The sequence below is a fragment of the Fibrivirga algicola genome, assembly GCF_011742925.1.
GTDB classification, from domain to species: Bacteria; Bacteroidota; Bacteroidia; order Cytophagales; family Spirosomataceae; genus Fibrella; species Fibrella algicola.
Genome location: NZ_WAEL01000004.1, coordinates 139,657 through 162,793 on the forward strand (window position 1 = coordinate 139,657; position 23,137 = coordinate 162,793).

Below are 23,137 nucleotides of genomic sequence, written 5' to 3' on the forward strand. Positions count from 1 at the left end.
AATGCGTCATCCCTTGAATGACAAAACGAACATATCTCAGACACGAAAGAGTAGCTCGCCAAACGACCGAAAGCGCCCGATAGTGCCTAATTTTGGGGAGTTAACCGGGCCGATCAGTGCATTCGGCCACCTGTTGATCATTTCCACTCTTTCATTCTTTTACTCTGTTGACTAAGCTCTGGCAAAAAGAAGGCGTCTCTACCGCCGCTGAAATAGATCGGTTCACCGTTGGCCGCGACCGTGAGATGGACCTGCACCTCGCTCCCTTCGATGTGCTGGGCAACCTGGCCCATGCGCAGATGCTCGAAACGATCGGCCTGCTCTCTCCTACTGACTTTGAGCAGCTTGCCACTGAATTGAAGCGCATTTATCCACAGACGCAGTCGGGCGACTTTCGGATCGAAGACGACGTGGAAGACGTGCACTCACAGGTCGAGCTTATGCTGACACGGGCGCTGGGCGATGTCGGCAAAAAAATTCACTCGGGCCGGTCGCGCAACGATCAGGTGCTGGTTGACCTGAAGCTCTTTACCCGCTCGCGGCTGTGGCAGGTAGCCGAAGCCACCCGCCGGGTGTTCGACCGCCTAATTGCCCGGTCCGACGAGCACAAAAACGATCTGCTTCCCGGCTATACGCATCTACAGATCGCCATGCCTTCGTCGTTTGGGTTGTGGTTTGGTGCCTACGCCGAAGCCCTCTCCGACGATATGCTGACGCTGCAAACGGCTTATCGGTTTGCTAATCGGAACCCGCTGGGGTCGGGCGCCGGCTATGGCTCGTCGTTCCCGCTGAACCGCACCCTTACCACTGAACTACTTGGTTTCGAGGGCCTCCACGTGAACGTCGTGTATGCGCAGATGAGCCGGGGAAAAACCGAACAAACGGCCCTGAACGCCCTGGCGACAGTAGCGACTACCCTGGCCCGGCTGGCCATGGATATCTGTCTGTATAACAGCCAGAACTTCGCGTTCCTGACGCTCCCGGATGCCCTCACAACCGGCAGCAGCATCATGCCGCATAAGAAAAACCCCGACGTAGCTGAGCTTTTGCGGGGTAAGTGCAACCGACTGAAGGCCCTGCCGATGGAGGTGACGCTCGTGATGAGTAACCTGCCCTCCGGCTACCACCGCGATATGCAACTGCTGAAAGAGGTGTTGATGCCTGCTTTCAACGATCTGCTCGATTGCCTCGACATTGCCGATTACATGCTCGAACACATTCAGGTGAAACCCAACCTGCTCGACGACAGCAAGTATGATCTGCTGTTCAGCGTCGAGCGCGTCAATGAGCTGGTGCTGAGCGGCATACCGTTCCGCGAGGCCTACCGCACAGTAGGTAAAGAGATCGCCGAGCATACGTACCTGCCCCCCCGCGCGCTACACCATACGCACGAAGGCAGCATTGGCAACCTGATGAACGAGCAAATTGTGGCCGCGATGGAACAGGCAATGGCTGGCTTTGGGGCCGATAAAGCTCTGGCCGCTGAGCAGGCGCTGCTGGCTTAGGTCAAATTAACCCGGAACAGGACAGGGCCATTTACCGTTTTTAGGGTAGCACCCAGGCTGAAGCTTAGGTGCTACTACAATTTTTACACTACCGAAGCTGGAACTTCGGCTTTACAGCCACTATGTCTAAAAAAATCAATATTGGTCTGGTGCAGATGAGTTGCTCTGCCGACGTAGAAGCCAACATTCTGAAAGCAGAAGAACGCATTCGTGAAGCAGCGCAAAAAGGGGCTCAGATCGTCTGTCTGCAGGAATTATTCACGTCGCTGTACTTCTGCGATGTTGAAGACCACCATAATTTCAGCCTGGCCGAGGCCATTCCCGGCCCCACGACCAACCGCATGGGCGCACTGGCCGCCGAACTGGGTGTGGTGATCGTGGCGTCGCTGTTCGAGAAGCGGGCGCAGGGCCTGTACCACAATACGACCGCCGTGCTCGACGCCGACGGGACGTACTTGGGCAAGTACCGGAAAATGCACATTCCCGATGATCCGGGTTATTACGAGAAATTTTATTTCACCCCCGGTGATCTGGGGTATAAAGTGTTCGACACCAAATTTGCCCGCGTAGGTGTGCTTATTTGCTGGGATCAGTGGTACCCTGAAGCAGCCCGCATTACGGCGCTGATGGGTGCCGATTTGCTGGTTTACCCGACTGCCATTGGCTGGGATACCAACGAACCCGACCCGGCTCAGAACACAGAGCAGTACAACGCCTGGCAAACCATTCAGCGCAGCCACGCCATCGCCAACGGGCTGCACGTGGTGTCGGTAAACCGTGTTGGCCGTGAAGCCGATCAGCAGTTTTGGGGCGGTTCGTTTGTGTCGAATCCCTTTGGCTCGCTGCTCTACCTGGCGCCGCATGACCAGGAGGTGGTACACGTGCAGGAAATCGACCTGGAAGCGGGCGAAAAGTACCGTACTACCTGGCCGTATTTCCGCGACCGTCGCATCGATTCGTACCAGCCAATTACAAAGCGGTACCTCGACGAGGCCTAAGTGATCAGCGCGCTGCGCTCATGCGTTCGTCCACCTGACAATAGGTCGAACAATGTTCATGAGCGCGGCGCGTTACATAAGCCGGGCGGTTAGCCGTCCGGTACTCCCATTCATGACCAAAACCACTATGCGATTACTCGTTGCCCTGGCGGCCAGCGTGACCGGCGGACTGCTGGTGACCAGCACCGATAAAATGGTACACACCAAAGGAGCGGAAGTAGATGGGCCACTGCCAGCAGTGACGGCCCTGAGCCCCACCCCCCGCAGTACGTTTACCCCAACAACGCGCAAAGGGTACTGGAACGCAAATGTGGTCGACGACTTTACGATGCCTAAAACCAAGTCGGTTACCTTTTCCGGGGCGGGGCGAAACTTGTACCTGAAAGATTGGAGTATTCTGTTCCGGCGTGGCTTTACGGCCATTGACCGAACCCGTATGGTGTTTGATCAGGAAATCGCCAGCGATTTGGCCAAAATGCCGCGAGGCTGGAAAAGCCGCCTCACCTTCGAACAGCGGGCCGACGCCGTTGGGCAGCATCATTTCAGGGTTGAACCGTACAATATTCCCTGGGCAGGCAACAGCGAACTGGCGCCGGAGACCTACTTCCGCCCACCAGCCAACAACCCAAAATCCATTCAGAATATCTATTCGGCCATTCAGGGGCTGGCAGGTAGCTGCGTGTTGTTTGGCGATTGCCCAGATGGCGTTCGAAGCAGCGGGTATAGCAAAATCTTCTTCGACATTGAGAATGAAGGAATTAGCGATGGCAAACGGCAGGAACACGCCAACTTATACACGTATTTCATCAAGGCCACCCGCGATGTGACCCCCGACGTAGCAGGCAGGCACACCGACATTGGAGGCATTGGCCCGAGTGCGCACAACGGGTTTGGCTACTCGCGGGCCGACAGCTATAATGCAGGCATCGAGTGGCTGTTTAATATGCCTGCCCGCCACACGGCTACCTCGCGCAAGCGAGGCATGCCCGACGATATTGTCGGTAAGTCGTATTCCGATTACGCCGACTTCCACATGCCGGGTACGTACTTCTACTATCCTGATTTCGATTACACGATTCCGCACAACGCCGATGCCGCGCGGCACTGGCTGGCGGGCTTGCTGTCAGAGCAGGAATACAACATTCGGCTGACCAATAAGAAGCGCATGGCCTACCATTGGGTGTTCAACACGCAGGGGCCATTCAACCGAAGTGAGAAGTCATCGAACCCGGCCCCACCGGCAGTGGCCGAAGGGATGGCAATTTTCTACTGGTTTACCGGCGGCAGCGGGGTAGTTTTCTGGGACGACTTCGTGGAGCTTAAACCCGACCAGCCTACTCCCAGCGATCCGGCCCAGGTCGGTACCGGAAACGACCGGGTATACGCCTGTTATGAACACTACATACACGGCCTGTGGCGGCTTTTTAAACACCACAGTGACCTGTTTGACGGAAACGAAACGTACCTGAATCAGGATACCGAATGTTCATTTGACAATGGCAGAACGTGGTACAAATACAATGCAAACCAGCTTAAAACGCGTCAATTGCCCTTTGCCCGCGCCATTGTAAATGGCAGCCAGATTCTGATTGCCGCCACGATGCCATATGCAAAACCCGGCCAGCAAACCTCAATGATGGTCAGGTACGTTGCAAATGGCAAGCAATTCTACACTACCATCCGGCTGAATGGTGACGAAATCTATTTAGGCCGAGCCACGATGTAGTGTATCGCTGACGCGTGGCCCTTGGACAGCGATACGCTCTATCACGAAGCAACACGCATCAACGCCATCCAGCAGCATAGTAAAATCTGCACCTACTCCCCACGTACCAGCTGCTGCCGCTGGCTCTGTATGCGTTGTATCAGCATGTTGCCCAAGCGACGGGTCAGTTCGGCCTCATCAGCTAGAAAAAGGGTCCACTCCTCGCTTGTAAACTGCCCGACGATCACGCCGACCAGCAGATTTCTGAACTTCTGATCGGTTTGAATGGTGTGCTCGATATAAGTCTCCTGTTCGGTTTGCCCCATTTTGGCAAAACGCGCATCAGGGCCAAGTTGCTTTCGCTTGACGAGGTAATGCCGGAACAGAGCCAGCAACAGTTCATTTTGCAGCTTCAACAGTGGCCGTAGCGTCTGGTTTTGAAATGTCTCGGCGGGGTTCGACGTCGTGGATTCGGTAGCAATTTCAGGCCGGAGGGCCAGCAAAGCGGTATCTCTCATACCAGTACAACAGCAAATACCGCCCGCCTATTCCACCAATTGGCAGCAATACGTAGTTAGGCGATCTCAGACGGGTCGGTGGCAATCCGCGTGTTGTCGTAAAAGGTGTTCAGTTCCGCCATATCGGCGACCGACAGCTCAAAATCAAGTACGTCGAAGTTGGCCTTAATCCGATCTTTTTTCACCGATTTCGGAATGGTCACCGCGCCATGTTGGAGCGACCAGCGCACCAGAATCTGGTAGGTCGTTTTGCCGTATGTTTCAGCGATGGCTAGAAGTTTCGGGTCGTTCTGCTTAAGTCCACGAATAAGCGGCGCGTAGCCTTCTATCTGAATGCCCCTTGCCCGGCAGTACTCGACCACATCGGGCCGGTAGCAATACGGACTAAACTCAATCTGATTCACGGTGGGGATTACCGTTGCTATATTGAAGAGCTCATCCAGATGGGGCTGGTAGTAATTCGACACCCCAATGGCCCGCATACGCCCCTCGGCATATAGTTTCTCCATCGCCCGCCACGTACCCAGCCGGTCGGGGCCATTGGGCCAATGAATGAGGTAAAGGTCCACGACATCGAGCTGCAACTCGGCCAGGCTCCGATCGAATGCCCTTAGTGTGGTTTCGTAACCCTGATCGTCGTTCCAGAGCTTAGTCGTGATAAACACCTCATTTCGGGGCACGCCACTTGCGGAAAGCGCCAGCGCTACCTCGCGCTCATTGGCGTAGCCTGCCGCCGTATCGATTAGGCGACAGCCTAGCTCCAACGCAGCTTCTACGGCTTGTTGTACTTCGTTGTTGTGATTGGGCGCGTATACGCCCAGCCCCAGCATGGGCATGACGACCCCATTATTGAGCTTAACGGTTGGTGAATTCATGGTTAAAACTAAACGAAAGTGGCGTGTTGCCTGTAAACAGCAGCAATGAGTCCGGAGAGAAACAACCTGCCTGCTGTGTAAACCCCAGTAAACGCAGAAAAGTCTGCCCATCACCGATGAACAGACTTTTTACTATTGATACAAACTGTATTTAGAAGAAGAACCCGATAGACAGCATTGCGTTGGTCCGCTGTGACGTGGTTGACACTGTTGGCGTATCGGAGTCGTTCAGGATGTAGGGAGAGACTCCTGACTTCTGTCCATAGTACGAGGCAGATACGTCGGCGAAGAACCGGTCAGAACGTAGACCAACACCACCCGAGAATAATACCCGCGCCCGATCATCCCGGTTTACCCGGTCAAGATCAATTTTGTACGCTGAAGGCAGGTATGCTACACCACCCCGAATACGAAACATACTAGCCCGAATTTCAGCACCTGCCCGTACATTCACCACATTCTGGTAGGTGTTCTTCACTTCAGCCGTTACGTCGTTCTTAAAATCCTGGTTTCCCTGGCTTGTGTTAAACACATCGGTACCAATCCGCATGCTGCTGTAGTTCACATAGTCGGCGGTAGCTGTGATGAAACCAATTTTACCCGCACCAAGGAAGTAAGTAAACCCACCCGATGCCCGGAACGGTGATGTCATCGAATACTCAAAATCGTTGGGGTCTACCGATACACTGTTCGTACCCATTTGACTTATCAGGCTTGGATTTCGGCCAAAGGCAAAAAATGTTTGCTGGAACGTTTCCTTCATGCTGTAGAACGTTGGCGAAGCCGCATCGACACCGATCTGGAAGCTTTGCACGGGCCGGTAAATAGCCCCAACTTTCACCCCAAAACCGGTACCTGATACTGTCAGGTTGTTGGTACGACCGTAATTATCAAAATCCCCATTGATTGGCAACTCGCGAGTTGTAATTTCTGAATTATAGCGAATGCTGGAAATGTTAGCTGAGATACCCAGATACAGCTTATCATCGAAATTGCTGCCGTAGCCAAATGTCCACTGCGAATTGGCACCCGACCGGTTGGCCGTTATACGCTGATTCCGAAGCACGTCCAGATCATTACTAAAAAAAGGCGATCCGTTCGTGTCAATCGTTCCGGATGGGTTAGCAGGCGTAGCCCCATAGACGGTTGGATTCAACAGAAACAACCCGTATAGCGCCGCTTCAGGTGTACGAGCGGTATTCGTTCTATCGTCAAAATCGCTGTTAAGCGCCCCCTCTTTTACGCTACCAGGTCCGCCGCTGTTCAACCCCGGAAGGTATTCGTTCAGGAATGACGAGTTGATGTTATTGTTCCGGCCCTGCGCGTCAAAGCTATCGGAGAAGTTTTGCGACTGCGAATACGAAATACCGAATGACGACCGCCGCCACCGGCTATTGCGCGACGATTCACCCGCAAACACCAAGCCTAACTGACCGATGTTTACGTTCGTCTTGTTGGCGTTTGTGTTCGACCCTAAAAACCCGCTTTTCGACGAAGAAAGGTTGATTGACGGACTAAGCGTGAACTCTGAGCGATTGTAGAAGCCAAGGCCTGCGGGGTTACCGGCAATGTTGCTGGCATCACCACCCAGCGCGGTGTGGTTACCACCTACACCCCGAAAACGGGCCGAGCCCTGCTGAACAAAATCATTGTACCGAAAGGCATCGTCGGCATATTCCGCTGCGCTTCCCTGTGCCAGAAGCGATGATGTGGGGAGAGCCAGCAAAAGACCGGCTAAAAGGCGTTTCATGTGCGTATAGGAGTATGATAAGTGAATGCAAGTCCGTTTTACACGCAACTGGTGTATTGGTCTTAGAGCGCAAACCCCACTATTGGTTTAACGACAAAAGACAACTTTCGAACATGAATCCCAGCTATAACAAATAATCCCCGCCAGAAGTCTTTCCAACGGGGATTATTCGATAAAAAAATCAGGTCAACTTATCTTGGACCACGTGAGCTACCGCTTCCGCTTGAGTAACCACCGCCGCTGCTACCTGAGCTGCTTGGTGCGCTTGGCGCACTATAACTAGGCGTGCTAGGTGCACTGTAACTTGGCGTGCTGTAGGTCTGGCTGCTACGGCTATTGCTGTAGCTCGGCTGCGAGGGCTGCTGGTATGACGACCGCTGCTGTGATGGCTGCGTGTAGCTACCACGGCTGCTGCCACCACCACTGCTGTAAGGCTGTGTGTACGACCGGCTGCTGTTCGATGACGGACGCTCATAATACGTACCTGCCGATGCAGACCCCGTTGATGGCGAGTAGTTACCTGATGTACGACCGCCGCTTGGTGACGACGAATTGTTGTACGATCCGGCACCACGGCTCGACCCACGACCCGAGTTCGGCGTGCTGTAATAGTTACCGCTGGCTGTAGACGAGTTGTTGTACGACGAACTGTAGTTACCCGACCGACGACCACCAGTTGGCGATGAGTTGTTGAAATCACCACTGTAACGTGCCGACGTGCTGCTACCACGAGGGCCATATGTCCGGTTATTCCGGTATGGGTCAGCGCCGGTTACAATATAGTTGTTGTTAACAACTGTTGGGCGGCCGTAATATGCGCCACCACCGTACAGACCAGCACCATAATACGCGTAAGGATTGTAACCGAAGCCACCAAATCCACCGTAGCCGAACGAGCTATAGAACGGATCGTAGAACCCGCCACCGTACGCATACGGATTGTACCCGAATGGGCTACCGAAAGCGTACGAGTTATAGCCAAACGGACTGTAACCGAATGGGCTGTATCCAAACGCTGAGCCAATGCCAAAGCCTAAGCTCATGCCGCCCAAAAAGCCGGAGTTACCCAGCCCCCAGCGGTTCCAGCTATTGGCACCGTACAGACCCTGGTTATATCCGTTTACGAAACCGTCGTTGTAGCTGGTTCCCCAACCCGGATCGGGTGAGATACCACGCTGTACCTGACGGGCGCTTAATTCAGTGTAATAATCAGCGTCGGCTTCGCCCTGCTGCCCGTCCACATAATCTGGGTTCAGGTTGGCGCCACGCTGCTGCAGCTGACGACGGTCGAGCCGTGAGGCTTGACGAACATCCTGCTGCGTCGTTTTCCGGTCGTCGCCGGCAAATACGGCCGCGTCGCCTGAGTTACCATAGAGGTCATCGACCTCACCGGCATTTTGGGCAACCTGACGGCTGGAGCTACAAGCTCCCGTACCTAGCAGAGCGACCATTGCCAGATATTGCCACGTCTTATTTAGTCTCATAAAACCAAGCGGTTAATACTAGTGTGAGGGTTCAAGCAGAAAGAAAGTATCAAGCTGCCATTATAACCAGAATGGTGGCTGTTTGATTACAAAAATAGGATTAAAACCTATCTTTGCAACCCTTTCTATTTACTTAGACAAGGTGATCTAATCAAGGTTTAATCTTTTTAAAAAATAGTTTACCGTTTACTGTTTGCCGTTTTCAGTTACGCTCCTGGCCTACAACCGGGTACACAGATAGCGATACAGAAAGCAGCGAGTTGTGACCGATAAACTGGCAACTAATGGCTAAAGCATTACCGACGCGGGCCGAGGATTACTCGGAATGGTACAACGAACTGGTCAAACGGGCTGATTTGGCCGAAAATTCAGCCGTTCGGGGCTGCATGGTCATCAAACCCTACGGTTTTTCGATCTGGGAAAAGATGCAACGGGCCCTGGACGATATGTTCAAGGAAACCGGCCACCAGAACGCGTACTTCCCGCTGTTTATCCCCAAATCATACCTGAGTAAGGAAGCATCGCACGTGGCGGGCTTCGCCAAAGAGTGCGCCGTAGTGACCCATTACCGGCTCAAAAATGCCGAAGATGGCTCCGGAATTATCGTTGATCCGGACGCTAAACTCGAAGAAGAATTGATCGTACGGCCAACGTCGGAAACGGTTATCTGGAGCACGTACAAAAACTGGATCCAGAGTTACCGCGATCTGCCGCTACTGATTAACCAATGGGCCAACGTAGTTCGCTGGGAAATGCGGACCCGTTTGTTTCTCCGTACAGCCGAATTCCTATGGCAGGAAGGCCACACGGCCCATGCTACGGCGCAGGAAGCGCAGGAGGAAACCCGGCAGATGCTGGAAGTGTACGCCACCTTCGCTGAAGAGTGGATGGCCATGCCCGTTATTCGTGGTACCAAGTCGGCCAACGAGCGTTTTGCAGGTGCAGATGATACGCTTTGCATCGAGGCAATGATGCAGGATGGCAAAGCCTTACAGGCAGGTACGTCGCACTTCCTGGGTCAAAACTTCGCCAAGGCGTTCGACGTGCAGTTTCTGAACAAGCAGAATACACTCGAGTACGTATGGGGTACGTCATGGGGCCTCTCGACGCGGATGATGGGTGCCCTGGTTATGGCTCATTCAGATGACGCTGGTCTGGTTATTCCACCAAAGCTTGCCCCTATTCAGGTAGTAATCGTGCCTATCTACCGTTCTGAGGAGCAGCTAGACGCAATTACTGACAAGGTGAAGCCACTGATGGCGGAGTTGAAAAAGGCTGGCATTTCCGTGAAATACGACAACTCGGACGCCAACAAGCCGGGCTGGAAATTTGCCGAATACGAACTGCGCGGTGTCCCCGTCCGGTTGGCAATGGGGGCGCGCGATCTGGAGAACGGAACCGTGGAGATTGCCCGTCGTGACCTGAAGACGAAAGAAACCGTCGCCTTCGACGGTCTGCCCGAGCACATTAAGAATTTGCTCGACGATATCCAGAAGTCGATTTACCAGAAAGCCCTGGCGTTCCGCGAGGCGAATACGTTCCGGGTGGATACCTTCGACGAGTTCAAAGCGCAAATCGAAAAAGGCGGCTTTATCATGGCCCACTGGGATGGCACCTCCGAAACGGAAGATGCGATAAAAGACGCTACGAAAGCCACGATCCGGTGTATCCCGCTGGATGCGCCTGAAGAAGCGGGTACGTGTGTATACTCCGGTAAACCATCGACTAAGCGCGTGGTCTTTGCCCGGGCGTATTAATTTGAAGTAGAGTGATGTAGCTGCCAAAGGGCAGTATTACGGAACGTTGTTGGGTTGACAACGTGCTGCAATACTGCCCTTTTTTTACACAAACGAACGTCGCTTTTCGTTGCTTATCTGACTACCTATGCAACCAACAACCATCCCCCCTATCACGCCTGCACTCATAGCCGAGTCGATGACTTATGCGCAGTACATGAGTCTGGCGAAGCAGCGGTTTGCTGACAAACTGACCACCTCCGACGACCCGCACTACAACACGGAGCAGATTCTGGGGTTTACCAACGTGAATTTTGCCCGAATTCGGCGGCTCGAAAAAACGGTACTGCTGACCGAATCGATAAAAACGGCCCTGGCTGCCCAACAACGTACCTGGGTATGGCTGGTGCTGGTAGAGTCATGGTGTGGCGACGTGGCCCAGACACTACCGGTCATGAAACATATTGCCGATTTTTCAGGAAAAATTGAACTGCGCCTCCTGCTACGCGACCAGCACATCGATGTGATCGATGCGTACCGAACCAACGGGGGACGATCTATTCCAAAGCTGATTTGTCTGGAGGCCGATACCCTCCGCGAGCTGGGTACGTGGGGGCCACGCCCACAGGCGTTGCAAGCAGAAATGGACGTCTGGAAAACTCAGAATCTTCCCTTCGAGGAGGTGATTGAGCGGGCGCACGGCTGGTACGCCAAAGATCACACGCAGCACACGCAGACTGAACTGGCTACGCAGATTAGGGCATGGGCGGGATCGCCTGTTGATTCACGTCTCCCTACCGAATAAACGATGAAAAGCAGCCTCACACTCCTCTTTTCGCTTCTCACGCTTTCCCTCTTCGCCCAGCAGTTCAGGTATGTTCCCGAACGGCCGGTACCAGGCGATGTGGTTTCGTTTACGTATACACCCGGCCCAACCCTGGGCAGTGAAGCACAGATCGAAGGCAGGTACGTTCCGTATGCCGGCCCATCGGCCATGCGCCTCAGCCAGCCCACAACGGCAACGGCTGTCCGGCAGGGGAATACCGTAACGGGTGAGCTTACCTTGCCCAAAAAGACCATCGCGGGGCTGGCCATGACCTTCAGAAGTAAAACCAACCCCACGCTGATCGACCATAACAACGGTCATTTCTTCCCAATTCTGCTTTACGACTCAACGGGCACAGTTCGCCCGCATGCTGTCGGCGGGCAGGCGTCGGTACTGGTGCGAACCGCTTTTCCCTATGCGCTGAAAATAACGCCAGACTGGACGTGGGCCATTCAGAAATACGAGCAGGAAATTCAGAAATACCCGGCCAACCGACCTCAGTACTGGGCCGACATTATTTCGGTGCAGATTCGTCAGCAAAAACCCAATGCGAAGAAAACGGCATTGGCCAACATCGATGCGTACCTGAAAAGCCGTCAGACCGGCCTTACACCCGAGGATCTTAACAACGCTGCCCGCCTGTACGACCAGCTTATCGAACCCACTCTGGCGCAGGCCGCCCGTGACCGGATCAGAACAGTTGACCCCACCGGCGACGCAGCCCAGAAAGCACGCGCTGGTGCCATTCGGGCAGAAGCCGATCTAACGAAGAAACTGACCAGCTTCACGTCCTTTACGCAATCGTTCCCGACATCGGCCTATCGACCCATGCTGGTTAGCTCGCTGGCTGAAGGGTATTTCAAAGCAGGTCAGTTTCGGGAGTTGGTTACCTTTTTAGGCCAGCAGCCGCTGAAAGATACCGACCCGGCCCTGCTCCACAGCTTTGCACAGCAGATGACCGACGAAGAACGCGGCGTTCCACAGGCCGACTGGGTAGCTTCCCGCGCCATGAGCGCCCTGCAGCAACGTACCCAGCCCAAAGCAGACGCCGCCGAACGAGCCGCGCAGATCAGGGCCTACCAGGCCACCTTAGCCTATGCGTATGCCCTCCAGAAACGCACGCCCCAGGCGCTGGCTACGTTTAAGCAATCGGTCGATGGCCTCGAGGACGACAACACCGATCCGCGAACCAGTGAGCGACTATGGCAGTGCGCCATTCAGGCCACCCGTGCCGACTCTGTGCTGCCTTATATTGAGCGAGTAGTGAAAGCAGGCCGAGTTACACCCCGGCTTCGGAGTAATCTCCGCGACTGGCAGGCCAAACGAATGGGCGGCACCGCTCAGGCCGAGGCGTATCTACGGAAGCTGGAAGTCAATTACCGGGCCGATCGCCGGGCCGATCTAGCCGAAACGTTTGTCAACGAGCCAGCACCCGGTTTCACCCTGACTACCCTCGACGGAGGCAAGGTGTCACTGGCGGCGCTACGCGGCAAAGTGGTTGTTCTCGATTTTTGGGCTACCTGGTGTGGGCCCTGTATAGCGTCGTTTCCGGCCATGCGACAAGCGCGGGATTATTTCAAAAACGACCCCAACGTGTTGTTTCTGTTTGTGAACACCCGCGAGGGAGGCCCGCTGAGCCGGGTTCAGTCGTTTATGGCCAAACAGCCCTATACAGGCGTTGTGCCGCTCGACATGAACCAGAAGGTGTCTGATTCCTACGGTGTGCAGGGTATTCCGACCAAAGTGATCATTGATCCTAAAGGCCGGGTACGTTACCGAAGCCTTGGTTACTCAGGCAATGCCGATGCTACTGCCGAAGAGATAACCCTGGTGATCGAAGCACTCAAGGAATAAGTGTCGTGACTTAGAGCCGTAGTCCGATCGGCACTTTACACGTACTTGATGAAGGTGACGACCCGGCCGGCCTCTTCGAAGCCCATCCGCTTATGAAAGGCGTGGCTTGCCTGATTATCCGTCTCCACATCGGCGGTGAGTTCGGCACAGCCCTGTAGTCTGGTCCATTCTTCAGCCTGTTCGATCAGGAGCTTGCCCAGTCCCTGTTGCCGGAATTCGGGCCGGGTGAAAACGCCCTCTACGTAGGCAACGGGTTTCCGGGTAGCCCCCGGAATGGGATCGTATCGGAGCGAGAGGTTAATGAAGCCGACGGCGACGTTGTCGTCATTACGCAACAGAAACGCGGCTTCGATGGAGGAACGCAGAATCGCCATCAGGGCATCCGTCATCTCGTTGGTGTCATAATTCGGCCAGAGTTGTTGCGCCATCTCAAACCATTCCTGAAAATCTGAACGGGTTACTTCCCTGATACTCATCGACTAAACGCTTGTGACTCTATCCAGTGTGCCGTAGGTACGTCACCCACTCTGCTAGTACGCGCTTACGGTACGTAGACGAACAAGCGGAAGTAGCGCTCAAACTTACGCATAATGGGTTGCTCTGATGGCCTGACCTTGCGAGTGAATGTGCCTCGATTCGGGATGGTAACCAGCAAAAAAAGGAAGGTAGCCAGATTTTGTAATCCCGGCACCTTCCTTTTTTGCTGGTCTACAGCTTTTGCCGGCATCACCGAATAACCGGCTGAACACAGCCTACGCTCTGATCCTATTTGCGGTTATTACGTGGGCCACGGCCTTCACGCATCCGGTTCCGCTGCTCTTCCCGCATCTTTTCGTATTGACCGAACTGGTCTTTAGTCAGCACTGCTTTCAATTCAGCATCGCGGGCATCCATTGCCTGCTTCATAGCTTCCGGATTCCGCTCGCCCGAGGCCATCATCTTCTGCTGTTGCTGCGCAAATTTCAGGTTAAGCGCCGTAATTGTCGTTTCCTGTTCGGCGGTCAGCGTCAGTTCTTTTTTCATCTGCGCAGTCTGCCGCTCGGCCCGCTGCTCGGGCGTCATTGAGGCCATACCCCCACGACGTTCGGCCCGGTTGGCGTCTTGAGCTGGTGCGTCCTGTGCAAAGCTTTGAACAGATACAAATGCGCTGACAAGCAGGGCAAGCATGATGTTATTTTTCATGATGAATACTGATTTTGATTGGTTTGTAGGGTTATTTCCTGCAACAACCCGGTAGTAACTGGTTAGATGCTTTTTCCCTCGGAAACTTGCGGCAGCAAGCTATATTTTTTTACGTAGAGCGGCCAGTTAAAACACATTAACCTGTAGCTCTGCGAATTATGCCCATCTCAATGCCCGCACAAGCGCACGACCAGGAAGGGTTCTACGCTTCAATTTTCCTGTCGAAGTCGGGCGCGAAGCCCCGGACTGTTCAGTCCCTGCCCCATTCGGCCAATGAGCTGATCGAACTGTGCTTGCTGGTCGGGCGTACAGATGGCACGTACCTGTTGCCAGTGCCTAAACCGAAACCGGGTGATCTGCCGGTTTTGCTGCGATAGCTGCGCAATCAGCTCATCCAACTGCTCATCTGACACAGCTGGTTGCTTCACCTGTTCGAGCAAGCGGGTTCGGAAACGGCGGAGGCTGTCTTCGTGCGGTTTACTTTGCTGGCGAAGCTGTACCCGGCTTTTTCGGTATTGCTTCATCTGGTCGGGCGAAAATCCCAGCCGCCGTACCAGCGCCCCTTCGGCCAGCGGCCGGGCAGTGCGCACCGTATTTGTCTTTCGCACCACCCAGCCAATCGTGAGCAGGTTCAGGCAGAGCAATAGCCCGATGGCAGCCCAAAGCCAATAAAATCGCTTTTTCGTCTCCATCCGTTTACCAGTCCAACAAGGTGGCATCGAGCCCCCACTCCGACGTGAGGCCGACAGACTCCTGCTCCTGTTCGTGCCGGTCGAGCTGCTCACGAACGTAAAGCACCGCCGACAGATTCAGCACCAGTACCAGGCCCAGCGAAGCCACTGCCCAGACCGGACGAAACAGCCAGGCCGTTGGGCCCACCGATTGCCGCTGCGCCAGTCGCCCTTCCACCCGCGTCAGGAAAAACGGGTTCGGTTCGGCCCGCTCCATGCCTGCAACAGACCCAAGCGTTTTGTCGACCTCTTCCTCAATTCGTTGCTTCTTCATGTTGTCTGTATCCTGTCAATATCAATCCATTTCTGTCTCGTAGTACGCTCGTAGCCACTTTCGAAGGTTTGCCTTAGCCCGGTGAAGCAGTGACTCCACGGCGGATACCGATACCTGCATCACGTCGGCAATTTCCTGATAAGAAAGCCCTTCGATATGAAACAGGGTAAACGCAATCTTCTGTTGGTCGACGAGCCGGGCTATGGCGGCAAAAAGCACCTTCGATCGTTCCTGCTGCTCCAGTTTCACCCCCGGATGCGCAAAATCAACCGGGTGATGTCGCTCGGCTAACCCATCTTTGGCCCCATCACCCCCAAAAAACGACGTGAAAAACGAGAACGGAATGCCGCCCCACCGTTTGCGGGCATGTCGTTTCCGGTACGCTTCCAATGCTTTGGTGGTGGCGATCCGGTAAATCCAGGCCGTCAGCTTACCATCGCCACCAAACGATTTAATCGACTCGAAGACCTGAACAAACACCTCCTGCGCTACATCTTCGGCCTCTTCGGGTTGCCGTACAATGGCCAGCACCGTGTTGTACACACGACTCTGATAGGTCAGCACCAACTGCCGAAAGGCATCGGGGTTGCCCTGCTGTAATCCGGCAATGAGTTCAGGTACGTCCAATGTGACTGGCTTGGCTTCTAGTTAGTAAATGCGGAAAGGGCCGTGAAACTTGCGGGGCGGGTAAAAAAGATTTTATTTTTTGTCGCCCCCCCGCAAGTTTTACCGGACAATGGCATTCTATGACTGAATGTCCGTTAAACTTCTCTGGTTGAAGCTGGTCATAGAACAAGCCTTTACTGGCATACGCAAGGGCTGATAGTGAACTAAGTACACAACGTTAAGGCCATAAAACTGATGAAAACTGCACAAACTGCCTTGTTACTTTTGCTGGGAAGTAGCCTCTTTTTTACCCAGTTTGCCAACGCGCAACGCGTTGTTGTCAGGTTGAATTCGCGTCCGCGTCCTGTCTACGTAGCTCCCAGACCGGTTTATGTAGCGCCTCGCCCTGTCTACGTGGCACCTCGCCCCGTTTACATCGCCCCCCGTCCCGTTTACGTGGCACCTCGCCCTGTTTACATTGCGCCGAGACCAGTATACGTTACGCCACGACCAATTAGGTATGCGCCTCCCCGTCGGGTATATGTCGCTCCACGTCGGGTTTACCGGTTGCGATAATATAGATTCGTACGTAGTCAGGTTCCTATTAATTTCTACCCAGACAGTTCACTCACTCAACTATGCGTTCCATTAGCAAGCAACAGCAACTACAACATCTGTACTGGCGGGCCGGTTTTGGCGCAACGCCCGCCGTAGTGCAGCGTGAGAGCAGCCGGTCTATCAAGAAAGTAGTGCGCGACCTGCTGCATCCCGATACGTCCTTTGCGCCTCTGACGGTGATGGAGTCGACCCAACTCGTTGACCGGAAAGGTCTGCGTGGCATGGCACGCACCGGCATGATTGACCGGGACATGCTGAAACAGCGCCTCAAAGAAAACGCCGAGCATATTCGGGATTTGAATGTGCTGTGGGTGGGACAAATGGCAGCCGGCCAGGATATGCTCCGCGAAAAGATGGCCTTGTTCTGGCATGGTCATTTTGCCTGCCGCGTGCTCAATCCGGTGGCGATGCAGCAATACCTGAACACTATTCGGCAGCACGCTCTTGGTACGTTCAGCGACCTGGTGATGGCGGTATCGAAAGAGCCCGCCATGCTTCAATTTCTGAATAATCAGCAGAACAAGAAGAACGCGCCCAACGAGAATTTCGCCCGCGAGGTGATGGAACTGTTCACACTCGGGCGCACCGACGGTACAACAGCCAATTATACTGAAGCTGACGTAAAAGATGCTGCCCGCGCCTTTACGGGCTGGGGATTCAATGCCGACGGCGCGTTTCTGTTTCGGCCAAATCAGCACGACAACGGGCCTAAAACGATTTTTGGCCAGTCGGGTGCGTTTACGGGCGACGATGTGATCCGGCTGCTGCTGGAGCGCAAACAGACGGCCCGCTTTGTGACCGGCAAAATCTACCGGTTTCTGGTCGATGAACAGGCTACCGACGCCACGGCAATGGCCCGCATCAATACCCTCGCCGACCGCTTTTACAGTAAAGGCTATAATATCAGCGACCTGCTGGAGACCATCTTCACCGCCGACTGGTTCTATGAACCGGCCGTAGTGGGCAACCGGATCAAGTCGCCGGTAGAGCTGCTGGCGGGTATGCAACACGCACTGGGCATCCGGTTCGACCAGCAGCAATCGGTTATTTTTATTCAGCGTACGCTGGGGCAGGTATTGCTGTACCCGCCAAATGTTGCGGGCTGGCCCGGTGGTCGGAACTGGATCGATAGCTCGAGTTTACTGTTCCGTATGAAACTCCCCGATTTGCTTTTGCAGGCAGGCCAGGTGACCACCCGACCCAAGGAAGATGGCGACGTAAACACCGAACTGCTCTCGAAACGGGGCAAAGGGTCGTTGCAAGCCACCGCCGACTGGCAGGCGTTTGAAGCCGCTTTCGCTCCTGTCAGTACGGATAAACTCCCCGACGAACTAGCTCATTTTCTGTTGCAGCAGCCGCTTGGGGCTACCCAGCGGGCAGCGGTTATAAAGCGGCTCAAACCTGACAGCTCCCGGAGCGAACAGATCAAAGTCTTGACGGCCTCCCTGATGGCCCTCCCCGAATATCAACTGTGTTAATCCCGGTACTGACATGCAACGCAGAAACTTTTTAAAGAAATCGGCCCTCACCACTGCCGGAACGATGCTGATTCCGCACTTCCTGAAGGCGTACGAGTTGAACCAGTTGGGCATGGCCCCGGCAACGGGCAAAACGCTGGTGATTGTGCAGTTGTCGGGCGGCAATGACGGGCTAAACACGGTGGTCCCCTTCCGCAATGATATCTACTACCGCGAACGCCCAACCCTGGCCATTCCGCGCGATAAAGTTCTGTCGCTCAACGACGAGATCGGCTTTAACCCCGCACTGGAATCGCTAAAATCGCTGTATGACGATGGGCTGGTAACGGTCATCAACAACGTAGGGTATCCAAATCCCGATCGGTCGCACTTCCGGTCGATGGACATCTGGCAAACTGCCAGCGACTCCGACAAGTACCTGGCCACCGGCTGGCTCGGCCGCTACCTCGACGCCAACTGCATAGGTGCCGCCGCCTGCCAGCCCCACCGCGCTGTAGAGGTCGACGATACGCTGAGCCTGGCCTTGAAAGGCACCAACGTGAATGGCCTGGCGATGCTGAATCCGCAAAAGCTGTACAACCAGACGCGGGGTAACCTGATGGAGGGGCTGGCCAAATCGCGCCATGACAACGAGCATAACAACGTGTCGTACCTCTACAAAACACTGGCCGAAACCGTATCATCGGCGGCATACGTCTACGACAAATCGGCAAAATCGGCTAGTCCGGTGAGCGCTACCCGGGGAACGTACCCAACCACTGAACTGGGCAGTCGGCTGAAGACCGTGTCGGAACTGATTCAATCGGGCGTTAGTACGAGCGTGTACTACATCTCCATTTCTGGCTTCGACACGCACATCAACCAGCCAAACCAGCAGGAGCGCCTGCTGCGGCAATACGCCGACGCGGTAAAGGCGTTCATGGGCGATATGAAGGCGACCGATCGCCAGAATGATGTATTGCTGATGACCTTCTCGGAATTTGGCCGTCGGGTAAAGCAGAACGCCAGCAACGGCACCGACCATGGCACCGCCAATAATGTCTTTCTGATTGGCGGTGGCCTTACGCCCGGCAAGGTTTTCAACGAAGCACCCAACCTCACCAATCTCGACGAGGGCGACCTGAAATACACCGTCGATTTCCGGAATATCTACGCTACCCTGCTCCGCGACTGGCTAAAAACCGACGACACAGCTATTCTGGGCCGCAAATTCGACACGCTGGGGTTTGTCTAGCCGCAGCGGGTCAGCGCAAGCCAGTGGCTAAACTTACGGCCGTAATGGTCACGTACGGGAAGCAGATCGGCCGGTTTTGGGTTAATCGATTTACATGCAGAACGAATCGAACCAAACAGATGCCACTCAGCCGCCCGGTCAGGTACGTGTATCGGGGGCGCGGGAGAACAACCTTAAAAACGTCTCGCTAACTATTCCGCGCGATGCGCTGGTGGTGTTTACCGGGGTGTCGGGGTCGGGCAAATCATCGCTGGCCTTCGGCACCTTATACGCCGAAGCCCAGCGGCGCTATCTGGAGTCGGTGTCGCCCTACGCCCGGCGGCTATTCAATCAGATGGCCGTACCAGAAGTCGACGAGATCGACGGTTTGCCCCCGGCGGTTGCCCTGCAACAGCAGCGCGGCGCGCCAACGACTCGCTCATCAGTGGGTAGCGTCACGACCTTGTCGAACCTGCTTCGCATGCTGTACTCGCGGGCGGGTGAGTACCCGAAGGGCCAGTCGATCCTGTACGCGGAATCATTTTCGCCTAACACACCCGAAGGTGCCTGCCCGGAATGCCACGGTCTGGGTCGGATTTACGAGGTTACCGAGCAGACCATGGTTCCCGACGATACACTGTCGATTCGCGAACGGGCCATTGCCGCCTGGCCAACCGCCTGGCACGGCCAGAACCTGCGTGAGATCCTGATTACACTAGGCTACGACATTGACACGCCTTGGCGCGAGTTGCCTAAAAAGGACCGCGACTGGATTCTGTTCACCGAGGAACAACCGGTGGTGCCCGTGTACTCGGGTTGGGAACGCGATCAGGTGCAACAGGCCATCAAACGGAACCTGACGCCCAGCTACATGGGCACGTTTACGGGGGCGCGCAGGTACGTTCGCCAAACGTTTGCCAACACCACAAGCCCGCTGATGAAGAAGCGGGTGGCGCAATACATGCGCAGCACCGAATGCCCGCTCTGCAAGGGCAAACGGCTCCGGCAGGAATCGCTGTCGATCACCTTTGCCGGACACGATATTGCCGATATTTCCCGAATTTCGCTCGACCAACTCACCCGCATCATGCGGCCGTACGCGGAACAGACTACGGGTAAAATGGCCCGTTTGGGTGAAGAGGCCCCCGAGAAAGTCCTGGTTGTGCAGCGGATCGCGGCGGATCTTGTCGCCCGGCTCGATGTCATGCTCGATCTGGGGCTGGGTTACCTATCGCTGGAACGCAGTACCCCTACCCTGTCGCCGGGCGAGCATCAGCGGCTGCGGCTGGCCACGCAGGTACGTTCCAACCTGTTTGGCGTGGTATACGTGCTCGACGAACCATCAGCGGGGCTACACCCGGCCGATACGGAAGCGCTCCTGCGGGCACTCAACCGACTGAAAGCCTCGGGAAATTCACTTTTCGTAGTGGAACATGAACTGGACGTTATCCGGCAGGCCGACTGGATAATTGATGTTGGACCAGACGCTGGCGAAAAAGGCGGGCAAATTCTGTACAGTGGTCCACCGGCGGGGCTAGCCCAGATCCAGGCGTCGAAAACACGGCCGTACCTGTTTGGCGACCGACCCTTTCACCGCCCCGAGCAACGACCCGCTCAAGGCTGGCTGCGGCTGGAGGGTGTCACCCGCAACAACCTGAACAAGCTCGATGTAGCTTTTCCCCTCGGCGTACTCACCACGGTCACGGGGGTATCGGGCTCCGGCAAGTCGAGTCTGGTCAGTCAGGTGCTGGTCGATCTGGTGGCTGGTGCGCTGGGAAGTCAGGCCGTAGCTGAGGACGAAGGCGATCCCCTGCAGGATGTGGCCCCGGTTACGCTGGGTGGCTCCATTACGGCGGGTATGGAGCGAATAAAACGGCTGGTGCAGGTCGATCAGAAACCAATTGGTCGCACCCCGCGGTCTAATCTGGCCACCTACACCGGTCTGTTCGACCACGTTCGCAAGCTGTTTGCCACCACGAAACTGGCCAAAGCCCGTCGGTATGATGCCGGTCGGTTTTCGTTCAACGTAGCAAAAGGGCGCTGCGAAAAGTGCCAGGGCGAAGGCTTCGTGATGGTTGAGTTGCTATTTCTACCCAGTGTGTATACGCCCTGTCCCGTCTGCCACGGCGCCCGCTACAACGCCAAAACCCTCGAAGTGACGTACCTGGACAAAAACATCGCCGATGTGCTGCACTTGACGGTTGACGAAGCCTATGACTTCTTCGACAGTGAACCCGCCGTTCGCCGTTCGTTAGCGGTGCTTCGCGAAGTGGGTCTCGGCTACTTGCGTCTGGGCCAACCCGCCACCGAACTGTCGGGCGGGGAAGCACAGCGCATCAAACTGGCTACCGAACTGCAGCGCGTGGGCCATGGCAACACGCTGTACATTCTCGATGAACCCACCACCGGCCTTCACCCGGCCGACGTAGAGCGCCTTAGCGCCCAACTCGACGGACTGGTCGACGCCGGTAATACAGTTATCGTGGTCGAGCACGACATGCGTGTGGTAGCGGGCAGCGACTGGGTGATCGATGTTGGCCCCGGTGCGGGCGAACAAGGCGGTCAGGTAGTGGCGGCAGGCCCTCCAGCCGAAGTGGCCAGATCAACAAAAAGCCGCACGGCAACGTACCTGAAGCGATTTATGGGCTAGGCCGCTTTCTATTCGATCGGAGTCCGGCGCCCTGGTTGTTGCACCTGCAACCTGCTGGCGCGTTCCGGCCATTCGTGCGCGTCGTGAATCCGGAACCGCGGCCCGGCCACTTCCAGAATGGCCCGGATGCGTTCTACGGGTGTATTGGCCAGTTGCTTGAACGTGCGAATCCCCCCCGCAATGAGCAACGCCGCTACTTCCGGTCCAATGCCTTCGACCGTAACAAAGTTGTCGACTACGTTGATGTTCGGCTGATCGGGCGAGGGCTCTTCCAGCGAGATCACCTCCAAATGGGTGCCGTCTTTCTCGTTGGTAATATCAATGGTCTCGGCCTGCACCCCATCCATCTCGTCGAAGGTGTCGGCCAGTTCGGTGATTGAATTGTTAGGGCCGATAAAAATATCGAGCGTCGTGTTGGCATCGATGACCAGCGAGTCATCTGGTTCTTCGGCATCGTCGGCTGCCTGCGGTTGGTCGAGCATGTCGGTCAGCGGGTTTATTTGTTACTGCTTCTACCAACCCAGCAACCAAGCTGTTCACGTTACCTATGGAGCGGACTCTGACGGGGCAGGTACGTTACCGGATATGCACCGCGATGAGTGCCAGGATAGCCGGGAGTGCCTGCACAACAAAGATTTTCCGGCTGGCCGTTAGTGCCCCGTAAATGCCCGCAATCATGACGCAGCTCAGGAAAAAGATGGCGATATAAGTCTTCCAGGGCTCTTCGTCGATAAAAAACGTCCAGATGAGACCAGCAGCCAGAAACCCGTTGTAAAGCCCCTGATTGGCGGCGAGTTTTCTGGTTGGCTTGAACAGGTCCGCGGGCATCGCTCCCTTGAAGATGGCTTTGCCTTTTGTTTCCCAGGCAAACATCTCGAACCACAAAATATACAGGTGTTCCAGGGCAACAAGGCCGATCAGGATAGAAGCAACGAGCGTCATAGCGAGGGTGGTTTAGCCGGCTAAGTTGGTGAATAATCCAATAGGTACGTTGCCACCTATTTCGTCATTCTCCGCCTGACCTTTTTTTTAACCGTTTGTCCTGCTCACGCAACTCCTTCGCTGACAGACCGTCTTTGTCGGGCCAGTGGGCTTTCGGTCGGCTGGCCTTTTCCTGACTCACAAACGGTTAAA

21 protein-coding genes are annotated in these 23,137 nt (G+C 55.2%); 10 read left to right on the forward strand and 11 right to left on the reverse strand.

Annotated features, from left to right (window positions below):
- The first annotated feature begins 245 nt into the window (after positions 1-245).
- The 3 genes from argH to F7231_RS11970 all read left to right on the forward strand — a co-directional run bounded on the left by argH (position 246) and on the right by F7231_RS11970 (position 4,229).
- A complete protein-coding gene (gene argH, locus F7231_RS11960) occupies positions 246-1,505 on the forward strand; it encodes an argininosuccinate lyase (RefSeq protein ID WP_229369927.1) in 1,260 nt (419 codons plus the stop codon).
- 122 nt (positions 1,506-1,627) lie between these two features.
- Entirely contained in the window at positions 1,628-2,503 is an 876-nt protein-coding gene (locus tag F7231_RS11965) for a carbon-nitrogen hydrolase (protein ID WP_085413748.1), read from the forward strand.
- A 127-nt stretch (positions 2,504-2,630) separates the two neighbouring features.
- A complete protein-coding gene (locus F7231_RS11970) occupies positions 2,631-4,229 on the forward strand; it encodes a hypothetical protein (RefSeq protein WP_166692060.1) in 1,599 nt (532 codons plus the stop codon).
- Positions 4,230-4,321: 92 nt separating this feature from the next.
- On the opposite strand, the gene F7231_RS11975 is transcribed toward F7231_RS11970, so the two are convergent.
- The 4 genes from F7231_RS11975 to F7231_RS11990 form a co-directional block, all read right to left on the reverse strand.
- On the reverse strand, positions 4,322-4,726 hold the full coding sequence (locus F7231_RS11975) for a glyoxalase (protein ID WP_229369858.1): 405 nt from the start codon (positions 4,724-4,726) through the stop codon (positions 4,322-4,324).
- Between the two features lie 56 nt (positions 4,727-4,782).
- Complete coding sequence (locus F7231_RS11980) at positions 4,783-5,601, reverse strand: aldo/keto reductase (RefSeq protein ID WP_166692061.1); 819 nt, start codon at positions 5,599-5,601, stop codon at positions 4,783-4,785.
- 151 nt (positions 5,602-5,752) lie between these two features.
- Positions 5,753-7,351, reverse strand: coding sequence for a hypothetical protein (locus F7231_RS11985; protein WP_166692062.1), 1,599 nt, complete (start codon positions 7,349-7,351; stop codon positions 5,753-5,755).
- A 191-nt stretch (positions 7,352-7,542) separates the two neighbouring features.
- Positions 7,543-8,835: a hypothetical protein gene (locus F7231_RS11990; RefSeq protein WP_166692063.1), complete on the reverse strand. Its 1,293-nt coding sequence runs from the start codon at positions 8,833-8,835 to the stop codon at positions 7,543-7,545.
- Positions 8,836-9,119: 284 nt separating this feature from the next.
- Between F7231_RS11990 and proS the strand changes: the two genes are divergently transcribed.
- The 3 genes from proS (at position 9,120) to F7231_RS12005 (ending at position 13,251) form a co-directional block, all read left to right on the forward strand.
- A complete protein-coding gene (gene proS / locus F7231_RS11995; protein WP_166692064.1) occupies positions 9,120-10,592 on the forward strand; it encodes a proline--tRNA ligase in 1,473 nt (490 codons plus the stop codon).
- A 127-nt stretch (positions 10,593-10,719) separates the two neighbouring features.
- The gene (locus F7231_RS12000; protein WP_166692065.1) at positions 10,720-11,376 is read left to right on the forward strand and encodes a thioredoxin family protein; all 657 of its coding nucleotides are present in this window, start codon (positions 10,720-10,722) and stop codon (positions 11,374-11,376) included.
- 3 nt (positions 11,377-11,379) lie between these two features.
- Positions 11,380-13,251: a TlpA disulfide reductase family protein gene (locus F7231_RS12005; RefSeq protein WP_166692066.1), complete on the forward strand. Its 1,872-nt coding sequence runs from the start codon at positions 11,380-11,382 to the stop codon at positions 13,249-13,251.
- Between the two features lie 35 nt (positions 13,252-13,286).
- Here F7231_RS12005 and aac(6') read toward each other — a convergent pair whose 3' ends face one another.
- The 5 genes from aac(6') to F7231_RS12030 all read right to left on the reverse strand — a co-directional run bounded on the left by aac(6') (position 13,287) and on the right by F7231_RS12030 (position 16,065).
- Positions 13,287-13,727 (reverse strand): aminoglycoside 6'-N-acetyltransferase, encoded by a 441-nt coding sequence (gene aac(6') / locus F7231_RS12010; RefSeq protein WP_166692067.1) that lies wholly within the window; start codon positions 13,725-13,727, stop codon positions 13,287-13,289.
- Positions 13,728-14,016: 289 nt separating this feature from the next.
- Positions 14,017-14,433: a DUF4890 domain-containing protein gene (locus tag F7231_RS12015; protein ID WP_166692068.1), complete on the reverse strand. Its 417-nt coding sequence runs from the start codon at positions 14,431-14,433 to the stop codon at positions 14,017-14,019.
- A gap of 209 nt (positions 14,434-14,642) precedes the next feature.
- Entirely contained in the window at positions 14,643-15,125 is a 483-nt protein-coding gene (locus F7231_RS12020) for a Spy/CpxP family protein refolding chaperone (RefSeq protein WP_166692069.1), read from the reverse strand.
- Between the two features lie 4 nt (positions 15,126-15,129).
- Positions 15,130-15,438: a hypothetical protein gene (locus F7231_RS12025; RefSeq protein WP_157510658.1), complete on the reverse strand. Its 309-nt coding sequence runs from the start codon at positions 15,436-15,438 to the stop codon at positions 15,130-15,132.
- A gap of 21 nt (positions 15,439-15,459) precedes the next feature.
- On the reverse strand, positions 15,460-16,065 hold the full coding sequence (locus F7231_RS12030) for an RNA polymerase sigma factor (protein WP_166692070.1): 606 nt from the start codon (positions 16,063-16,065) through the stop codon (positions 15,460-15,462).
- A 234-nt stretch (positions 16,066-16,299) separates the two neighbouring features.
- Between F7231_RS12030 and F7231_RS27830 the strand changes: the two genes are divergently transcribed.
- The 4 genes from F7231_RS27830 (at position 16,300) to uvrA (ending at position 22,003) form a co-directional block, all read left to right on the forward strand.
- Positions 16,300-16,620, forward strand: coding sequence for a hypothetical protein (locus tag F7231_RS27830; protein ID WP_166692071.1), 321 nt, complete (start codon positions 16,300-16,302; stop codon positions 16,618-16,620).
- A 62-nt stretch (positions 16,621-16,682) separates the two neighbouring features.
- Entirely contained in the window at positions 16,683-18,140 is a 1,458-nt protein-coding gene (locus F7231_RS12040) for a DUF1800 domain-containing protein (RefSeq protein ID WP_166692072.1), read from the forward strand.
- Positions 18,141-18,153: 13 nt separating this feature from the next.
- Entirely contained in the window at positions 18,154-19,374 is a 1,221-nt protein-coding gene (locus F7231_RS12045) for a DUF1501 domain-containing protein (protein WP_166692073.1), read from the forward strand.
- Between the two features lie 94 nt (positions 19,375-19,468).
- Complete coding sequence (gene uvrA, locus F7231_RS12050; RefSeq protein WP_166692074.1) at positions 19,469-22,003, forward strand: excinuclease ABC subunit UvrA; 2,535 nt, start codon at positions 19,469-19,471, stop codon at positions 22,001-22,003.
- 8 nt (positions 22,004-22,011) lie between these two features.
- Here the strand turns inward: uvrA and F7231_RS12055 are convergent, their stop codons facing one another.
- Positions 22,012-22,485 carry a helix-hairpin-helix domain-containing protein gene (locus F7231_RS12055; RefSeq protein ID WP_166692075.1) on the reverse strand — a complete coding sequence of 158 codons (474 nt, stop codon included), beginning with the start codon at positions 22,483-22,485 and terminating at the stop codon, positions 22,012-22,014.
- A gap of 94 nt (positions 22,486-22,579) precedes the next feature.
- Positions 22,580-22,945: a DUF1304 domain-containing protein gene (locus F7231_RS12060; RefSeq protein WP_085413722.1), complete on the reverse strand. Its 366-nt coding sequence runs from the start codon at positions 22,943-22,945 to the stop codon at positions 22,580-22,582.
- Positions 22,946-23,137 lie beyond the last annotated feature (192 nt).